This is a genomic window from Solwaraspora sp. WMMA2101 (genome assembly GCF_049179175.1).
GTDB lineage: Bacteria > Actinomycetota > Actinomycetes > Mycobacteriales > Micromonosporaceae > Micromonospora_E.
Genome location: NZ_JBMHMA010000006.1, coordinates 482,161 through 497,708 on the forward strand (window position 1 = coordinate 482,161; position 15,548 = coordinate 497,708).

The following is a 15,548-nucleotide window of genomic DNA, read 5'->3' on the forward strand; positions in this document are numbered from 1 at the left end:
GTCGTTCATCGCACGGCCTTTCCGTCGAGCACGGTCGCGTCGCCGTGCAGGAAGGTGGCGACCACCTGGCCGGGCAGCACCATCCGCGCGTACGGGGTGTTGCGGCTGCGGCTGGCCAGCTCCCCCGGGTCGACGGTCCGGCTGGCGGCCGGATCGACCAGGGTGAGGTTCGCCGGGGCGCCCGGCGCGGGGTCGTGCCCGTGCGCGGTCAGCCCGGCGATCCGGGCCGGGGCCCGGGACATCCGCTCGGCGATCAGCTCCCAGTCTGGTACACCGTCGGCGTCGTGCAGGGCGGTCGTGAGCAGCACCACGGACAGGGCGGTCTCCAACCCGAGCATGCCGGGTCGGGCGTACGCCCATTCGCACTCCTTGTCCTCGACGGCGTGCGGAGCGTGATCGGTGGCGACGATGTCGATGACGCCTTCGGCGAGCGCGGCCCGCAGCGCGGCGACGTCCTCGCCGGTGCGCAGCGGCGGGTTGACCTTGAACACCGGGTCGTAGCTGACCGGTGCCTCGTGGGTGAGCAGAAGGTGGTGCGGGGTGACCTCGGCGGTGATCCGCACGCCGCGCGCCTTGGCCTGCCGGACGATCTCCACGCTGCCGGCGGTGGACAGGTGGCAGACGTGCAGCCGGCTGCCGACGTGTTCGGCCAGCAGCGCGTCCCGGGCGATGATCGCCTCCTCGGCGACCGCCGGCCAGCCGGTCAGGCCGAGCCGGGTGGAGACCTCGCCCTCGTGCATCTGGGCGCCCTCGGTCAACCGGGGCTCCTCGGCGTGCTGGGCGATGACGCCGTCGAAGGCCTTGACGTACTCCAGGGCGCGGCGCATCAGCCGGGGATCGGCGACGCAGTGCCCGTCGTCGGAGAAGATCCGCACGGCGGCGGCGGAGTCGGCCATCGCGCCGAGTTCGGCGAGGCGTTCACCGGCCAGCCCGACGGTGACCGCGCCGATCGGCTGCACGTCGACCAGGCCGGCCTGCCGGCCGAGCCGCCAGACCTGCTCGACGACGCCGGCGGTGTCGGCGACCGGTGAGGTGTTCGCCATGGCGCAGACGGCGGTGTAGCCGCCGAGCGCGGCGGCCCGCGACCCGGTTTCGACCGTCTCGGCGTCCTCGCGGCCGGGCTCGCGCAGGTGGGTGTGCAGGTCGACCAGGCCGGGCAGGGCGACCAGGCCGTCGGCGTCGACCACCTGGGCGCCGGCGGCCGCCACGCCGGGGCCGACCTCGGCGACGACGCCGTCGCGCAGCAGCAGGTCGGTCCGCTCGCGGCCGAGGACGCGCACGCCCTTGATCAGGTACGCGCTCACAGCGAGATCCTTTCGTCGTACGCCTGAGGTCCGTGGTGCCCTCGGAGGTGCTGGTGCCTGCCGGGTGACCGGTGCGGTGACTGACGGTCGTGGCTCATGCGCCGCGACCACCCAGCAGCAGGTAGAGCACGGCCATCCGGACGCTTACCCCGTTGGCGACCTGTTCCACGATCGTCGACCGGGGCGAATCGGCCACGTCGGCGGATATCTCCATGCCCCGGTTCATCGGGCCGGGGTGCATCACGATGGCGTGGTCGGGCAGTCGGCGCAGCCGGGCGCCGTCGAGTCCGTAGCGGCGGGAGTACTCCCGGGCCGACGGGAAGTAGGAGTCGGCCATCCGTTCGTGCTGCACCCGCAGCATCATCACCACGTCGGCGGTGGGCAGCACGGTGTCCAGGTCGTAGCCGACGCCGACCCCGGAGGCGAGCGCGGTGGCGATGTCGACCGGGATCAGCGGCGGCGGCCCGACCAGGGTGACCTTGGCCCCGAGGGTGGTCAGCAGCAGCACGTTGGAGCGGGCGACCCGGCTGTGCAGCACGTCGCCGACGATCACCACGTGCAGGCCGGCGAGGCGACCCAGCCGGGCCCGGACGGTGTACGCGTCGAGCAGTGCCTGCGTGGGGTGCTCGTGAGTACCGTCACCGGCGTTGACGACCGAACCGTCGACCCAGTTGGCGAGCCGGTGCGGCGCCCCGGACGCCGGGTGGCGGATCACCACCGCGTCGGCCCCCATCGCCTGCAGGGTGAGCGCGGTGTCCTTGAGGCTCTCGCCCTTGGAGACGCTGGAGCCCTTGGCCGAGAAGTTGATCACGTCGGCCGAGAGCCGCTTGGCGGCGGCCTCGAACGAGATCCGGGTCCGGGTGGAGTCCTCGTAGAAGAGGTTGACCACGGTCCGTCCGCGCAGCGTCGGCAGTTTCTTGACCTCGCGGCCGGCCAGCGAGGCGAGTTCGACCGCGGTGTCCAGGATCCGGGTGGCGGTGGCGGCGTCCAGGTCGGCCCCGGACAGCAGGTGTCGGATCATCGGTGGCTCCCGTCCCGCGCCGGTGCCGGGTCCTGCGCCGTCGGACCCGGCGAGCTGAACAGCCGTACCTCGTCGGTGCCGTCGGTCTCGGCGAGCAGCACCTTGACGTTCTCGGTCAGCGCCGTCGGGATGTTCTTGCCGACGTAGTCGGCACGGATCGGCAGCTCGCGGTGCCCCCGGTCGACCAGGACCGCCAACTGGACCGAGCTGGGCCGGCCAAGGTCACTGATCGCGTCCAGGGCCGCGCGTACCGTCCGGCCCGAATAGAGGACGTCGTCGACCAGGATCACCCGTTGCCCGTCGATGCCGGCCGGCGGCAGATCGGTGGGGCCGACCGCCCGGGTCGCCTTGAGTCGCAGATCGTCCCGGTAAAGAGTGATATCCAGCACACCGACGGGGACGTCGACGCCCTCGAAGGTCCGGATCCGGTCGGCCAGGCGACGGGCGAGTGGAATGCCCCGGGTGGGAATTCCGAGCAGAACGGTGCGCTGCGCGCCGCTGGTCTTCTCCAGCACCTGATGGGCGATCCGGTCGACGGTTCGCGCAATGTCTGCGCTGGTCAGGATGCACTTTACGGACGGTGGCATCGTCGCCGGTGATTGGGTGGCCGATGGGTAGGCCACAGCGGACCTCCTTCCCCGCCTCACGGGACGGGTCGTTAAAGGACGTCGGGGGCACCGCCAGCCGGACCTCGGCTGGTCAGCGGTCACGCCGAACGTTACCAGCGTCCACCGACCGGCCGGATCAGGGGCGCTGAGTGTCGCATCAGTAAGACGAAATTCCGGGCAACTCGTTACGATCTTGCTCACTCATTACTATTCACCACTTGACCGCGCTTGCGAACCGCCGTACCGTCACGCTCCGTAGCGATCGCTGGGGAAAGCCCCGGGCAAAGCACTGGGAGAGTCCGTATGCCCTCTGAGTACGCCAAGTCGTTGGGCGCCCGCCTGCGCTCCATCCGTCAGCAGCAGGGGCTGTCCCTGCAGGGGGTGGAGGAGAAGTCGAACGGGCGTTGGAAGGCTGTCGTCGTCGGTTCCTACGAGCGTGGGGACCGGGCTGTCACCGTCTCCCGCCTGGCTGAACTGGCCGACTTCTACCGGGTTCCGGTGTCGGAACTGCTGCCCGACGGCAGCGGGGTACGCCACGAACCCACCAGCAAGATCGTCCTGGACCTGGAGCGGCTGTACGACGAGGTCGCTGACGACCTCGCCTACGTCGCCCGGTACGCCCGGGCGATCCAGCAGCAGCGTGGCGACTACAACGGTCGGGTGCTCTCCATCCGCGCCGACGACCTGCGCGCCCTGGCGATCGTGTACGACTCGTCGCCGTCCGGCCTGATCGAACGGCTGAACGAGCACGGCGTACTGGTCGCCGACCCCCGGGCGTTCTTCGCCTCCTGACGCCAGCCGGCGCACCAACCGGCGACGGGGTCCGATCCTGCGGGATCGGACCCCGTCGCCTACGGGACACAGGACGGCGGCGAGACACCAGCTCGCCAGTGTGGGCCCGGACAGCCGGAGACGGCCCGGCCGTCTAGTGCGGGGTGTACTCGGCGATCCGGTCCAGCAACCCGTTGAGGAACCGCGGCGAATCGTCGGTCGACATCTGCCGGGCCAGCTCCACCGCCTCGGTGATGGCCACCGGGTCGTCGATCTCGTCGACGTAGAGCAGCTCGAACACGGCGATGCGGGCCAGGTTGCGGTCAACCACCGGCATCCGTTCCAGCGTCCACCCCTCGGCATAGCTGCCGATCAGCTCGTCGATCCGGCTCCGGTGCCGGGAAACGCCCTCCACCAGACCGATCGCGTAGTCGAGGTGCTCCGGCCGCGGTGACAACCGGGCGACGTAACCGATCAGTACCTGCTCCGGCGGGATGTCCCGCAGGTCCGCCTCGTAGAGCACGTCGAGGGCCCGCTTACGCGCCTTGCGGCGCGCCGGCATCGAGGTCTTCGGACCCTCGGCCATCAGGCGCGGCCGAGGTAGCGGCCGTCGCGGGTGTCGACCTTGATCTTCTCACCGGTGGTGATGAACAGCGGCACCTGCACCGTCGCCCCGGTCTCCACCGTCGCCGGCTTGTTGCCCCCGGTCGACCGGTCCCCCTGCAGCCCCGGCTCGGTGTAGGTCACCTCGAGGATCACGCTGGTCGGCAGCTCGATGTAGAGCGGCACGCCCTCGTGGGTCGCCACGATCGCCTCGGCCTCGGGCAGCAGATAGTTCGCGGCCTCACCGACCGTGCCACCCACGACGGTGATCTGGTCGTAGGTCTCCAGATCCATGAAGACGTAGTCCTCGCCGTCGGCGTACAGGTACTGCATGGTCCGCTTGTCGACGGTCGCGGTGTCGACCTTGGTGCCCGCGTTGAAGGTCTTGTCGACGACCTTGCCGGAGAGCACGTTCTTCAAGGTGGTGCGCACGAAGGCGCCGCCCTTGCCGGGCTTGACGTGCTGGAATTCGACGACGGACCACAGCTCGCCGTCGAGGTTGAGAACCAGCCCGTTCTTCAGGTCGTTGGTGGTGGCCATTTCCTGCCTTGATCTTCAATTGGCGGACGGACCTGCCAAGTCTATCGGTCCGACGTCGTCGCCTCGGCCCGGCCTGCGGCGAGCTGGGCGATGTGCCGCAGCGCCAATCGGTAGCCGTCCACCCCGAGTCCGCAGATCACCCCGGTCGCCACCGCCGACACCACCGAGTGGTGCCGGAACTGCTCCCGGGCATGGATGTTGGAGATGTGCACCTCGATCAGCGGACCCCGCAGCATCGCGCAGGCGTCGCGGACCGCGTACGAATAGTGCGACCACGCACCCGGATTGAGCACCACCGCCGCCTCGGCGTCGGCCGCAGCGTGCAACCAGCCGAGCATCTCGTGCTCGGCGTCGGTCTGGCGCACCTCGACGTCGAGACCGACCTGCCGCCCGGTCTCGACGCACATCGTCACCAGGTCGGCGTAGCTGACCTCACCGTAGACGTCGACCTGACGGCTGCCCAGCCGGCCCAGGTTCGGCCCGTTCAACACGTACGCCTTCACGCGCCGGCCACCGACCGGTACGCCCGCGCCAACGCCTCGTCGTCCGGCCCGTCGAGGATCCCGGGGCGGGCCAGCCCGTCGAGGACCACCAGCCGCAGCCGGGCACCCCGCGCCTTCTTGTCCACCCGCATCGCGGCCAGCAGGTCCGGCCAGGCGTCGGCCCGGTACGTGGTCGGCAGCCCCAGCGCGGTGAGCACCGCCAGGTGCCGGTCGGCGACCTCGGCGTCGAGCCGGCCGACCTGCCGGGCCAGGGTCGCGGCGTACACCAGGCCGACCGACACGGCGTGCCCGTGCCGCCAGCGGTAGCCCTCGACCTTCTCGATCGCGTGCGCCAGCGTGTGTCCGTAGTTGAGGACCTCCCGCACCCCGGACTCCCGCAGGTCGCCGCCGACCACGTCGGCCTTGACCCGTACGGCGCGCTCGATCAGCTCCCGTACCGACGCGCTGGTGGCGTCGGTGGCGGCCGCCGGATCCCGCTCGATCAGGTCCAGGATCGCCGGGTCGGCGATGAACCCGCACTTGACCACCTCGGCCAACCCGGCCACCAGGTCGGTCAGCGGCAGGCTGGCCAGCAGGTTCAGGTCACAGATCACCCCGGCCGGCGGGTGGAAGGACCCGACCAGGTTCTTGCCGGCGGCCGTGTTGATCCCGGTCTTGCCGCCGACGGCGGCGTCGACCATGCCGAGCAGGCTGGTCGCGACCGGCACCCACCGGACCCCGCGCAGCCAACAGGCGGCGACGAAACCGGCCAGGTCGGTCACCGCGCCGCCGCCGACCCCGACCACCGCGTCGGTACGGGTGAAGCCGGCGTCGCCCAACATCGCCCAGGCCTGTGCCGCCACGTCGATCGACTTGCCGGCCTCGGCGTCGGGCACCTCGATCAGCAGTGGCTGCGCACCGGCGGCGGCACACGCAGCGGCGATCCGGTCGGCGTGCGCCTTCAGCGGCGGCGCGTGCAGCACCGCCACCCGGTGCGCGTCGGGCAGCAGCGTGGGCAGTGTGTCGAGCAGCCCCCGGCCGACCAGTACGTCGTACGGGCGGTCACCAGGCACCGGGATGCGGGTCGTGGCGTCCATCGGCGCCGAGCCTAGTCGCTGCCCGTCGTCGGTGGCCCGCAACAGCGTCGCGATCTCCTCGGCGACCTCCTGCGGGGTCCGGCCGTCGGTGGCCACCCGGTGGGTGGCTACCTGCTCGTACAGCGGCCGGCGCTGCTCCATCAGGTGTTTGAGGGTCGCCCGGGGGTTGAGCGCCAACAACGGGCGGCCGGCGCCGAGCCCGACCCGGCGGGCCGCGTCGGCCAGCTCGACGCTCAGGTAGACCACCGTATGGCCGGCCAGCAGCGCCCGGTTCGCCTCGGCCAGGACCGCACCGCCGCCCAGGGCCAGCACCCCGGCGCAGGTGCGCAGCGCGTCGCTTACGGCGGCCTGCTCCAACTCCCGGAAATGCGCCTCGCCGTCGTCGACGAAGATCTCCGGGATGGGTTTGCCGGCGGCGGCGACGATCTCCGTGTCGGTGTCGCGGAACTCGCAGCCCAGCAGCGCGGCCAACGCCTCACCGGTGCTGGTCTTGCCGGCCCCGGGCGCGCCGACCAGCACACACACCGGTGCCATCAGCGGATCACCAGATGGTCCAGGTAGCCGCCGAGGTTGCGGCGGATCTCGGCGACCGAGTCGCCGCCGAACTTCTCGGTCAGCGCCTCGGCGAGCACCAGCGCCACCATCGACTCGGCCACCACCGCCGCCGCCGGGACGGCACAGACGTCGGAACGCTGGTTGATCGCCGTCGCCGGCTCACCGGTGGTGACGTCCACTGTCGACAGCGCCCGGTTCAGCGACGAGATCGGCTTCATCGCCGCCCGTACCCGCAGTGGTTCACCGGTGCTGATCCCGCCCTCCAGGCCGCCGGCCCGGTCGGTCACCCGTCGGACCCCCGACGCGGTGGGGATGATCTCGTCGTGGGCGACCGAGCCACGTGAGCGGGCCTGCTGCCAGGCGTCACCGATCTCCACACCCTTGATCGCCTGGATCGACATCAGCGCGGTGGCGAGCCGGGCGTCCAGCTTGCGGTCCCACTGCACGTGGCTGCCCAGCCCCGGCGGTACGCCGTAGGCGAGCACCTCCACGATGCCGCCGAGGGTGTCGGCGTCGGACTTCGCCGCGTCGACCTCGGCGACCATGCGGGCGCTCGCCTCCGGGTCGAGGCAGCGCAGCGGGTCGGCGTCGACCCGTTCGGCGTCCTCCGGGCGTGGCTGCAGCCCCGGCTTGGCCGCGACCGACCCCAGCTCGACCACGTGCGAGACGATCTCGATGCCGAGTGCCTGGCGGCACAGCGCCCGGGCGACCGTACCGACCGCGACCCGGGCCGCGGTCTCCCGCGCGCTGGCCCGCTCCAGGATCGGCCGCGCGTCGGTGTGGCCGTACTTCTGCATCCCGGCCAGGTCGGCGTGCCCTGGCCGGGGCCGGGTCAGCGGGGCGTTGCGGGCCTGGCCGGCCAGCTCGTCCGGGTCGACCGGATCGGCCGCCATCACCGTGCGCCACTTCGGCCACTCCGAGTTGCCGACCCGGATCGCCACCGGGCTGCCCAGCGTCACCCCGTGCCGCAGACCGCCGATGATCTCGATCTCGTCCTGTTCGAAGGCCATCCGCGCACCCCGGCCGTAGCCGAGTCGGCGGCGGGCCAGCTCGCGGCCGATCTCGGCGCTGGTCACCTCGACGCCGGCGGGAACGCCTTCGAGGAGGGCCACCAGCGCGGGGCCATGGGATTCACCTGCAGTCAGCCAGCGCAACACGTCGGAAAGTGTGCCACGACCGGGCCGGCGGCCGGCACCGCGCGGCCCGGCCGTCCCGCCCTCCGGACACCACGGCGTGATGCGGCAGGCACCCGCCGCGGACACCACGAACGTGGCGCACCCATGAGACGGCGGCCGGCCCGACCTACCGTACGGTTGGTGGGATTCCGGGGGGTGGCCACCGTGCCGTACGACGTCCGCCGCCGACCGGCGGTGCTGCTCGTCCTGCTGGGCGCGGTCACCGCGGTCGGTCCGCTGTCGATCGACATGTACCTGCCGGCGTTTCCGGCGATCAGTGACGACCTCGGTGCGGCACCGGCCCGGGTGCAGCTGTCGCTGACCGCCTGTCTGATCGGCGTCGCCCTCGGCCAACTTGTCGGCGGTCCGCTCAGCGACCGGTGGGGCCGGCGTCGACCGGTGCTGGTGGGCACGGCCGGATACGTCGTGGTCAGCCTGGCCTGCGCGCTGGCGCCGACCGCCGAGGCGCTCGCCGGGCTGCGCCTGGCGCAGGGTTTCGCCGGTGGCATCGGGGTGGTGGTCGCCCGCGCCGTCGTGCGGGACCTCTACTCCGGTGCCGACGCGGTGCGGTTCTTCTCCCGGCTGTTGATCATCTTCGGGGTGGCGCCGATCGCCGCACCGGCGCTCGGCGCGGTGGTGCTGCGGTTCACCTCCTGGCGGGGCATCTTCGTCGCCCTGGCGGTGATCGCCGCGCTGCTCGCCGTCGTGCTCGCCCGGTGGCTGCCGGAAACCCTTCCGGTGCAGCGCCGCAACCCCGACGGGTTGGCCGGGACCGCCCGGGCGGTGCGGCTGCTGCTGACCGACCGGGCCTTCGTCGGCTACGCGCTGACCCAGGGCCTGGCCTTCGCCGGACTGTTCACCTACATCGCCGGGTCGCCGTACGTGCTGCAGGACGGGTTCGGGTTGTCCGCCGCCGCGTACAGCGTGGTGTTCGGGGTCAACGCGATCGGGTTGATCGGTCTCGGCCAGCTCAACGCCCGGCTGGTGGGCCGCCACGGGCCACGCCGGCTGTTCGTCGGCGCGCTGGTCGCCGGGCTGGCCGCCGCCGGGCTGCTGGTCGCCGGGGCCGGCACCGGCACGCTGGTGCTGGTGCTGGTGCCGCTGGCGGTGTATGTCGCCACCGTCGGGATGCTGATGCCCAACGGCACCGCGTTGGCGTTGGAGCACCACGCCCGGCACGCCGGGACCGCCGCCGCCCTGCTGGGTGCCACCGGCTCCGGGATCGGCGCGCTGGCCGCCCCGCTGGTCGGGCTGGCCGGCACCGGCGACGCGCTACCGATGGCGCTGATCATCTGCGGTGCGGCCGGGCTGTCACTGGTCGCCGTGCTGACGCTGACCGGGCGCGACCGTGGCTGACCGGGCGGCGTGCAGCGCCGCCCGCATCGCCGGCACCGGCGCGGCGACCCCGGTGAACTGTTCGAACTGGCCGATCGCCTGGGCGAGCAGCAGGTCGAGACCGGACACCACACGGCAGCCGGCGGCGGCCGCCGCCGTGGCAAGCGGGGTCGGCCAGGGGTCGTAGATGGCGTCGAAGCAGACCGTCGCAGGTGTCCAGCCCAGCAGGCCGGCGAGCGGGTCGGCGACGCCTTTGGGCACGGTCGACACCACCACGTCGACGGCCTCGGCCAGGGCGGCGTGGTCGTCCCAGCCGACACCGGTGACCGGGACCGCGAGGGCGTCGGCGACCGGGGCCAGATCGGCGATCGCGGCCGCGCGACGGGCCACCACCTGCACCTGACCGGCGCCGAGGGCGGCGGCGGCGGCCAGCGCGGCCCGCGCGGTACCGCCGGCACCGAGGACGGTGAACCGCGCCCCGGCACCGACTCCGGCCTCCCGCAGCACCGCGACCATCCCGCCGACGTCGGTGTTGTCGGCCGACCAGGTGCCGTCGGGTCGGCGTACCAGGGTGTTGGCCGCGCCGATCGCGGCCGCCACCGGCGTGGCCCGGTCGGCCACCGCGAGCGCCGCCTCCTTGAGCGGCATGGTGACCGACAGGCCGGCCCACTGCGGGCCCAGGCCGGCGATCAGGTCGGCCAGTTGCGACTCGGCGCACTCGATCGCGGTGTAGTGCCAGTCGGTCAGTCCGGCGGCCCGGTACCCGGCGTTGTGGATCACCGGGGAGAGCGAGTGGGCGATCGGCGTGCCGAGCACCGCGGCCCGGTGCCTGTCGACCGGACGGGCCCCGGTACGGGACCCGCCGGGCAGGTCAGAGGATGCCATTCCGTCGGGCGATCTCGATGTTCGCGTCATGTTCCTCGACGGTGGTGGCGAACGCCGAGCGGCCCTCCTTGTCGATGGCGACGAAGAAGACCCAGTCCTCGTCCGGCGGGTTGACCGACCCTTCGAGCGCGGCCCGGCCAGGGTTGTTGATCGGCGTGGGTGGCAGCCCGCTGTGGGCGTGGGTGCTGTACGGGTTGTTCGCGTCGTACAGCTCCTCCCGGGTCATGTCCTTGGACGCCTTGGTCGGCTTGCCGGTCAGCTCCCAGTAGTAGTTGACCGTCACGTCGAACTGCAGACAGCTGCAGGGGAAGGTCTCGCTGTAGACCCGGTTGTAGGCCACCCGGGCGACCTTGGCGAGGTCCTCGGCGATGCCCGCCTCGGCCTGGGCCAGCGACGCCACGATCAATGCCTCGTACGGGCTGATCCCGCCCCGCTCCGCCTGGACCTGTTCGGCGTACTCCATCTCGCCGGTGACGGTCAGGAACCGGTCGACCATCAGGGTGAGGATCTCCGGGGCGGTGACGTTCGGATCGAAGTCGTAGGTGTCGGGGAAGAGGAAGCCCTCCGCCGACGCGGTGACCTGCTCGCCGTCGGTCCGGGTGAGCCACCAGTCGGGCACGCCGAGGGCCAGGGGGTCCTGCGCGGCGGCGGCGAACTCCTCGGCCGGGATGTCGGTCGCTTCGGCCAGCGCCTGGTAGATCTGCTTGGCGGTGCGCCCCTCCGGGATGGTGACCCGGTTGGAAACCTTGTTCTCCAGGTCGAGCAGCAGACTCAGCGCGGTCGCCGCGCTCATCTCCAGACGCAGGTTGTAGAAGCCCGGTTGGATGTTCTGGCTGCGGGAGTTCGAGCGCGCCTCGTTGGTGAAGGCCTTGGTGCTCTTGATCACCCCGGCTTCGACCAGGGTGTTGCCGATGTCGGTGGCGGAGTCACCGGGACGGACCTGCACGACCACCTGGCCGGTGCCGCCGCCGTCGTAGTCGGGGGTGGCGAAGTAGTTCTGCAGCCGGTCGAAGCCGTACCAGACACCACCGCCGAGCACACCGAGCATCAGCAGGGTGACCAGCAGGGCCGCAGCGGTCTTGCCGCGCCCGCCGCCGCCCGAGGACTTGCGGCGCGCGCCACGACGGTGCCGGCCCTTGTCGGCCCGGTCCTCGAAAGCGAGGTCCAGTTCGTCGATCATCACATCCGCCTCCGCTGCGCGTCCAGCCAGCTCTGCAGGATCTCCACGGCGGCCGCCTGGTCGACCACCGCGCGCTGGCGCCGTCCTCGTACGCCCCGCTCCGACAGCCTACGGCTAGCGACCACCGTCGACATCCTTTCGTCGGTCATCAGGACCGGAATCGGCGAAATCGCCACGCTCAGTGAGCGGACGTACGCGCTGACGGCATCGGCCGCCGGGCCGTGACGACCGGCGAGGTTCACCGGCAGGCCGACGATAACCTCCCGTACCTCGTGTTCGCTGACCATCTGGACAATTCTGGCAATATCGGCTGGAACGGTAGTGTCTCCGGTACCGGCGGTCGACAGGTCGCGCTGCACCGTCAGCAACGGAGTGGCCAGGATGCCGTCCGGATCGCTGATCGCCAGCCCGACCCGGACCTGACCCACGTCCACCCCGAGCCGGCGCCCACGAACGAACCCGTACGGCGCCGACCCGCCCGTCTCCGCCCGGGTCACGGCGCCTCGGCGATCGCCTTCTCGACGGCGACCAGCAGACTCGCCGCCTCCGCCGCCGGCAGGCCACCGCCCTGGGCCAGGTCGGCGTTGCCGCCACCCCGGCCGTGCAGCGCGCCCTTGACCAGATCAGCGGCGGCCACACCACGCGCCTTGGCCGCCGCGTTCACCGCCACCACCAGCGACGCCTTGCCGTTGGAGCGGGCCACCACCGCGACCACCCCCGGCCGGGCCGGATCGATCTTGCCCCGGATCTCCTGAGCCAGCGTGCGCACGTCGTTGCCGCCCGCACCGTCGGGCGCCTCGGTGCCGACGTACGCCACCCCACGAAGGTCACGGGCCTGCGCCGCGAGCGCCGCCGCGCCGCCCAGCACCAGCTGCGCCCGCAGCTTCTCCAGCTCCTTCTCCGCGTCGCGCAGCTGGGTGACGGTCTGCTGCACCCGGTCGGCCACCTGCTCGGACGGCACCCGGTACAGCTCGGCGAGCCGGGCGACCAGCAGGTGCTCACGGGCCAGGAAGTTGAACGCGTCGATCCCGACCAGTGCCTCCACCCGGCGGACCCCGGACCCGATCGACGACTCGGACAGGATCTTGACCAGGCCCAGCTGACCGGAACGGGTGACGTGGGTGCCGCCGCACAGCTCCCGGGCGTAGTCGCCGACCTCGACCACCCGCACCTCGTCGCCGTACTTCTCACCGAACAGCGCCATCGCGCCGAGCCGCCGCGCCTCCTCCTGCGAGGTGATGAACGCGTTGACCTCCAGGTCACGCAGCAGCACCTCGTTGACCTGCTGCTCGATGTCGACAAGCACCGACGGCGGCACCGCGCCGGGGGTGTTGAAGTCGAACCGCAGCCGACCCGGCGCGTTCAGCGAACCCGCCTGAGTGGCCGACTCACCGAGGAAGTTGCGCATCGTCTGGTGCACCAGGTGGGTCGCGGTGTGCGACCGCGAGATCGCCCGGCGACGCGCGATGTCGATCTCGGCGTACCCGGTCTCCCCCGTGCGCACCTCGCCACGGACCACCCTCGCCTTGTGCACGACCAGCCCCGGAACCGGGGACTGGACGTCGAAGATCTCGACCTCGCCGGCACCCACGGTCAGCCGACCGGTGTCCGGCTGCTGACCACCGCCCTCGGCGTAGAACGGCGTACTGTCGAGCACCAACTCGATCACGTCGCCCTCGCCCGCGACCGGCAGCGACACACCGCCCGCGCCGAGCACCGCCCGCACCCGCGACTCCCGCGCGACCTCGGCGTACCCGGTGAAGTCCACCGCCCCACCGGCGTCGAGCACCCCCCGGTACGCCGACATGTCGACGTGCCCGGTCTTGCGCGCCTGCGCGTCCGCCTTGGCCCGCGCCCGCTGCTCGGACATCAACCGGCGGAACCCGTCGGAATCCACCGACAGCCCCTGCTCGGCGGCGATCTCCAAGGTCAGGTCGATCGGGAAACCGTAGGTGTCGTGCAGCTGGAACGCCTTGTCACCGGAGAGCTTCGCGCCGCCGGCCGTCTTCGTCTCGGAGATGGCCAGGTCCAGGATCGTCGTCCCGGAACGCAGCGTCGACAGGAACGCGTCCTCCTCGGCGTAGGCGTACGTCGAGATCCGCTCGAAGTCGGCCGCCAGCTCCGGATACGACGGCGCCATGCAGTCGCGGGCCACCGGAAGCAGCTCCGGCAACGCCCGGTCCTGCCAGCCGAGCAGCCGCACCGACCGGATCGCCCGCCGCATGATCCGGCGCAACACGTAGCCACGACCCTCGTTGCTCGGGGTCACCCCGTCGCCGATGAGCATCAGCGAGGTCCGCACGTGGTCGGCGATCACCCGCAGCCGTACGTCGTCGGGGTGCGACTCGCTCGCCGCCTGACCGGAGCCGGCACCGTACCGCTTGCCGGTCAGCTGGGCGGCCCGGTCCAGGATCGGGCGTACCTCGTCGATCTCGTAGAGGTTGTCCACCCCCTGCAGGATGGAGGCGATCCGCTCCAGGCCCATGCCGGTGTCGATGTTCTTCTTCGGCAGGTCCCCGACGATGTCGAAGACCTCCTTGCTCTGCACGTTGGTGATCTCGTACTGCATGAAGACCAGGTTCCAGAACTCCAGGAACCGGTCCTCGTCGACCTCCGGACCGCCGTCGGGCCCGTACGCCGGACCCCGGTCGTAGTACAGCTCCGAACACGGCCCCGCCGGGCCGGGGATGCCCATCGACCAGAAGTTGTCCTTGTTGCCCCGGCGCACGATCCGGTGCGCCGGCACCCCGGTCTGCCGCCAGATGTCGGCGGCCTCGTCGTCGTCGAGGTAGACCGTCACCCAGATCCGCTCCGGGTCCATGCCGAACCCGCCCTGCTCCACCGGCTTGGTCGACAGGTCCCAGGCGAGCGGGATCGCGCCCTGCTTGAAGTAGTCGCCGAACGAGAAGTTGCCGTTCATCTGGAAGAACGTGCCGTGCCGTGAGGTCTTGCCGACCTCGTCGATGTCCGGCGTCCGGATGCACTTCTGCACGCTCGTCGCCCGCTGGAACGGCGGGGTGCGCTGGCCGAGGAAGTACGGCACGAACTGCACCATGCCCGCGTTGATGAACAGCAGGTTCGGGTCATCGATCGCGGGCAGCGGAGCGGACGGCACCACGGCGTGGCCGTTGGCCTCGAAGTGCGCGAGGAACCGCCGCTTGATCTCCGCCGTTTTCACCGGACGTCCTCCTGGGGGAATATCTCGTCGTCGCCGATGCGTGGGTCGCCCCGCAGCTCGGCGAACTGGTCATCGAACGCCACGCCCTCGGCGAACGCGGCCTGGATCTGTTGCTCACGCTCGGCCATGCCGTCACGGACGTCTTCCACGAAGGTACGGACCGACTCCACCAGACCACCAGCGGATTCCGACAGCGACGAGGCGATCCCGGCAGGGGTGTACGACTGGGCGGTCCGGGTGAGTTTGCGCACCACCAGCGCACCGACAGCGAGGCCGACGCCGAGCCAGAGCAGGCGTTTCATGACAGCGTCCTCCCGGTCATCCGGCGTTGCGCCGGGCCGCCCGGCGTCGCTGCTTGAGTTCGGCGCGGACGTCGCGCTCGGCTTCGGCGTTGCGCCGGGCGGAGGCGGCCCGACGTACGCCGTACCCGAAGGCGGCCACCTTGACCAGCGGATTGGCCGCCGCGGCCGAGACCACAGTGGCCAGGTTGGCCACATTGGCGGTCACGTTCTGGGCGTGCGAAGTCATCGTGTCGATCTTGGCAAGCTGGATGTTCACGCCGTCGAGGGTCGTGTGCATCTGTCCGAGGGCGGTGTTCACGTTCTCGACCGAGGCGTTCACCTGGCCGAGCAGCGGCCCGGTCCGGTCGTTGAGGTCGTTGATCGCCCGGGTCGCCGCGTCCACCGTGTGCCGCAGTCGCAGAATCGGCACCGCCAGCACGAGCACGAGCATCAGGAACGCCCCGGCGGCCACCAGTGCCGCGATCTGTCCACCGTCCATGCCTGCCTGTCCTCCTCGTTCACCAACCACCTGC

Annotated in this window: 16 protein-coding genes and 1 pseudogene; 2 read left to right on the plus strand and 15 right to left on the minus strand. The window is 71.4% G+C overall.

Annotation, left to right across the window (positions count from 1 at the left end):
* Window positions 1-5: 5 nt before the first annotated feature.
* The 3 genes from ACN28F_RS02680 to pyrR all read right to left on the minus strand — a co-directional run bounded on the left by ACN28F_RS02680 (window position 6) and on the right by pyrR (window position 2,948).
* Window positions 6-1,304 (minus strand): dihydroorotase, encoded by a 1,299-nt coding sequence (locus ACN28F_RS02680; RefSeq protein WP_289206546.1) that lies wholly within the window; start codon window positions 1,302-1,304, stop codon window positions 6-8.
* Window positions 1,305-1,398: 94 nt separating this feature from the next.
* The gene (locus tag ACN28F_RS02685) at window positions 1,399-2,325 is read right to left on the minus strand and encodes an aspartate carbamoyltransferase catalytic subunit (protein ID WP_289206547.1); all 927 of its coding nucleotides are present in this window, start codon (window positions 2,323-2,325) and stop codon (window positions 1,399-1,401) included.
* A complete protein-coding gene (pyrR, locus tag ACN28F_RS02690) occupies window positions 2,322-2,948 on the minus strand; it encodes a bifunctional pyr operon transcriptional regulator/uracil phosphoribosyltransferase PyrR (protein ID WP_421356947.1) in 627 nt (208 codons plus the stop codon). Before pyrR ends, ACN28F_RS02685 begins: the two co-directional genes overlap by 4 nt.
* Window positions 2,949-3,236: 288 nt before the next feature.
* Between pyrR and ACN28F_RS02695 the strand changes: the two genes are divergently transcribed.
* Complete coding sequence (locus ACN28F_RS02695; RefSeq protein ID WP_282227742.1) at window positions 3,237-3,725, plus strand: transcriptional regulator; 489 nt, start codon at window positions 3,237-3,239, stop codon at window positions 3,723-3,725.
* 133 nt (window positions 3,726-3,858) lie between these two features.
* On the opposite strand, the gene nusB is transcribed toward ACN28F_RS02695, so the two are convergent.
* The 6 genes and pseudogenes from nusB to aroC form a co-directional block, all read right to left on the minus strand.
* On the minus strand, window positions 3,859-4,266 hold the full coding sequence (nusB, locus tag ACN28F_RS02700) for a transcription antitermination factor NusB (protein WP_289210999.1): 408 nt from the start codon (window positions 4,264-4,266) through the stop codon (window positions 3,859-3,861).
* 23 nt (window positions 4,267-4,289) lie between these two features.
* A complete protein-coding gene (efp, locus tag ACN28F_RS02705; protein ID WP_289206549.1) occupies window positions 4,290-4,847 on the minus strand; it encodes an elongation factor P in 558 nt (185 codons plus the stop codon).
* Between the two features lie 41 nt (window positions 4,848-4,888).
* Window positions 4,889-5,350, minus strand: a complete 462-nt coding sequence (gene aroQ / locus ACN28F_RS02710) for a type II 3-dehydroquinate dehydratase (RefSeq protein ID WP_289206550.1) — start codon at window positions 5,348-5,350, stop codon at window positions 4,889-4,891.
* Window positions 5,347-6,426: a 3-dehydroquinate synthase gene (aroB, locus tag ACN28F_RS02715; RefSeq protein ID WP_289211000.1), complete on the minus strand. Its 1,080-nt coding sequence runs from the start codon at window positions 6,424-6,426 to the stop codon at window positions 5,347-5,349. The genes aroQ and aroB overlap by 4 nt, the downstream gene beginning before the upstream one ends.
* 39 nt (window positions 6,427-6,465) lie before the next feature.
* Window positions 6,466-6,960: pseudogene (locus ACN28F_RS02720) on the minus strand (shikimate kinase); the annotation flags it as partial.
* On the minus strand, window positions 6,960-8,138 hold the full coding sequence (gene aroC, locus ACN28F_RS02725) for a chorismate synthase (protein WP_289206551.1): 1,179 nt from the start codon (window positions 8,136-8,138) through the stop codon (window positions 6,960-6,962). The pseudogene ACN28F_RS02720 and the gene aroC, both read right to left, overlap by 1 nt.
* A gap of 159 nt (window positions 8,139-8,297) precedes the next feature.
* Between aroC and ACN28F_RS02730 the strand changes: the two genes are divergently transcribed.
* Entirely contained in the window at window positions 8,298-9,512 is a 1,215-nt protein-coding gene (locus ACN28F_RS02730; RefSeq protein ID WP_421356948.1) for a multidrug effflux MFS transporter, read from the plus strand.
* Here ACN28F_RS02730 and ACN28F_RS02735 read toward each other — a convergent pair.
* From ACN28F_RS02735 to ACN28F_RS02760, 6 genes are read right to left on the minus strand one after another with little or no spacing between them, the layout of a single operon-like run.
* Complete coding sequence (locus ACN28F_RS02735) at window positions 9,468-10,376, minus strand: shikimate dehydrogenase (RefSeq protein WP_289206553.1); 909 nt, start codon at window positions 10,374-10,376, stop codon at window positions 9,468-9,470. The genes ACN28F_RS02730 and ACN28F_RS02735 overlap by 45 nt on opposite strands.
* Window positions 10,363-11,556: an endolytic transglycosylase MltG gene (mltG, locus tag ACN28F_RS02740; protein WP_289206554.1), complete on the minus strand. Its 1,194-nt coding sequence runs from the start codon at window positions 11,554-11,556 to the stop codon at window positions 10,363-10,365. Before mltG ends, ACN28F_RS02735 begins: the two co-directional genes overlap by 14 nt.
* Window positions 11,556-12,053 carry a Holliday junction resolvase RuvX gene (gene ruvX, locus ACN28F_RS02745; RefSeq protein ID WP_421356949.1) on the minus strand — a complete coding sequence of 166 codons (498 nt, stop codon included), beginning with the start codon at window positions 12,051-12,053 and terminating at the stop codon, window positions 11,556-11,558. The genes mltG and ruvX overlap by 1 nt, the downstream gene beginning before the upstream one ends.
* Window positions 12,050-14,734 carry an alanine--tRNA ligase gene (alaS, locus tag ACN28F_RS02750; protein ID WP_289206556.1) on the minus strand — a complete coding sequence of 895 codons (2,685 nt, stop codon included), beginning with the start codon at window positions 14,732-14,734 and terminating at the stop codon, window positions 12,050-12,052. Before alaS ends, ruvX begins: the two co-directional genes overlap by 4 nt.
* A complete protein-coding gene (locus ACN28F_RS02755; RefSeq protein WP_282227751.1) occupies window positions 14,731-15,036 on the minus strand; it encodes a hypothetical protein in 306 nt (101 codons plus the stop codon). Before ACN28F_RS02755 ends, alaS begins: the two co-directional genes overlap by 4 nt.
* Before the next feature lie 16 nt (window positions 15,037-15,052).
* The gene (locus ACN28F_RS02760) at window positions 15,053-15,514 is read right to left on the minus strand and encodes a DUF948 domain-containing protein (protein WP_282227752.1); all 462 of its coding nucleotides are present in this window, start codon (window positions 15,512-15,514) and stop codon (window positions 15,053-15,055) included.
* Between the last annotated feature and the right edge of the window lie 34 nt (window positions 15,515-15,548).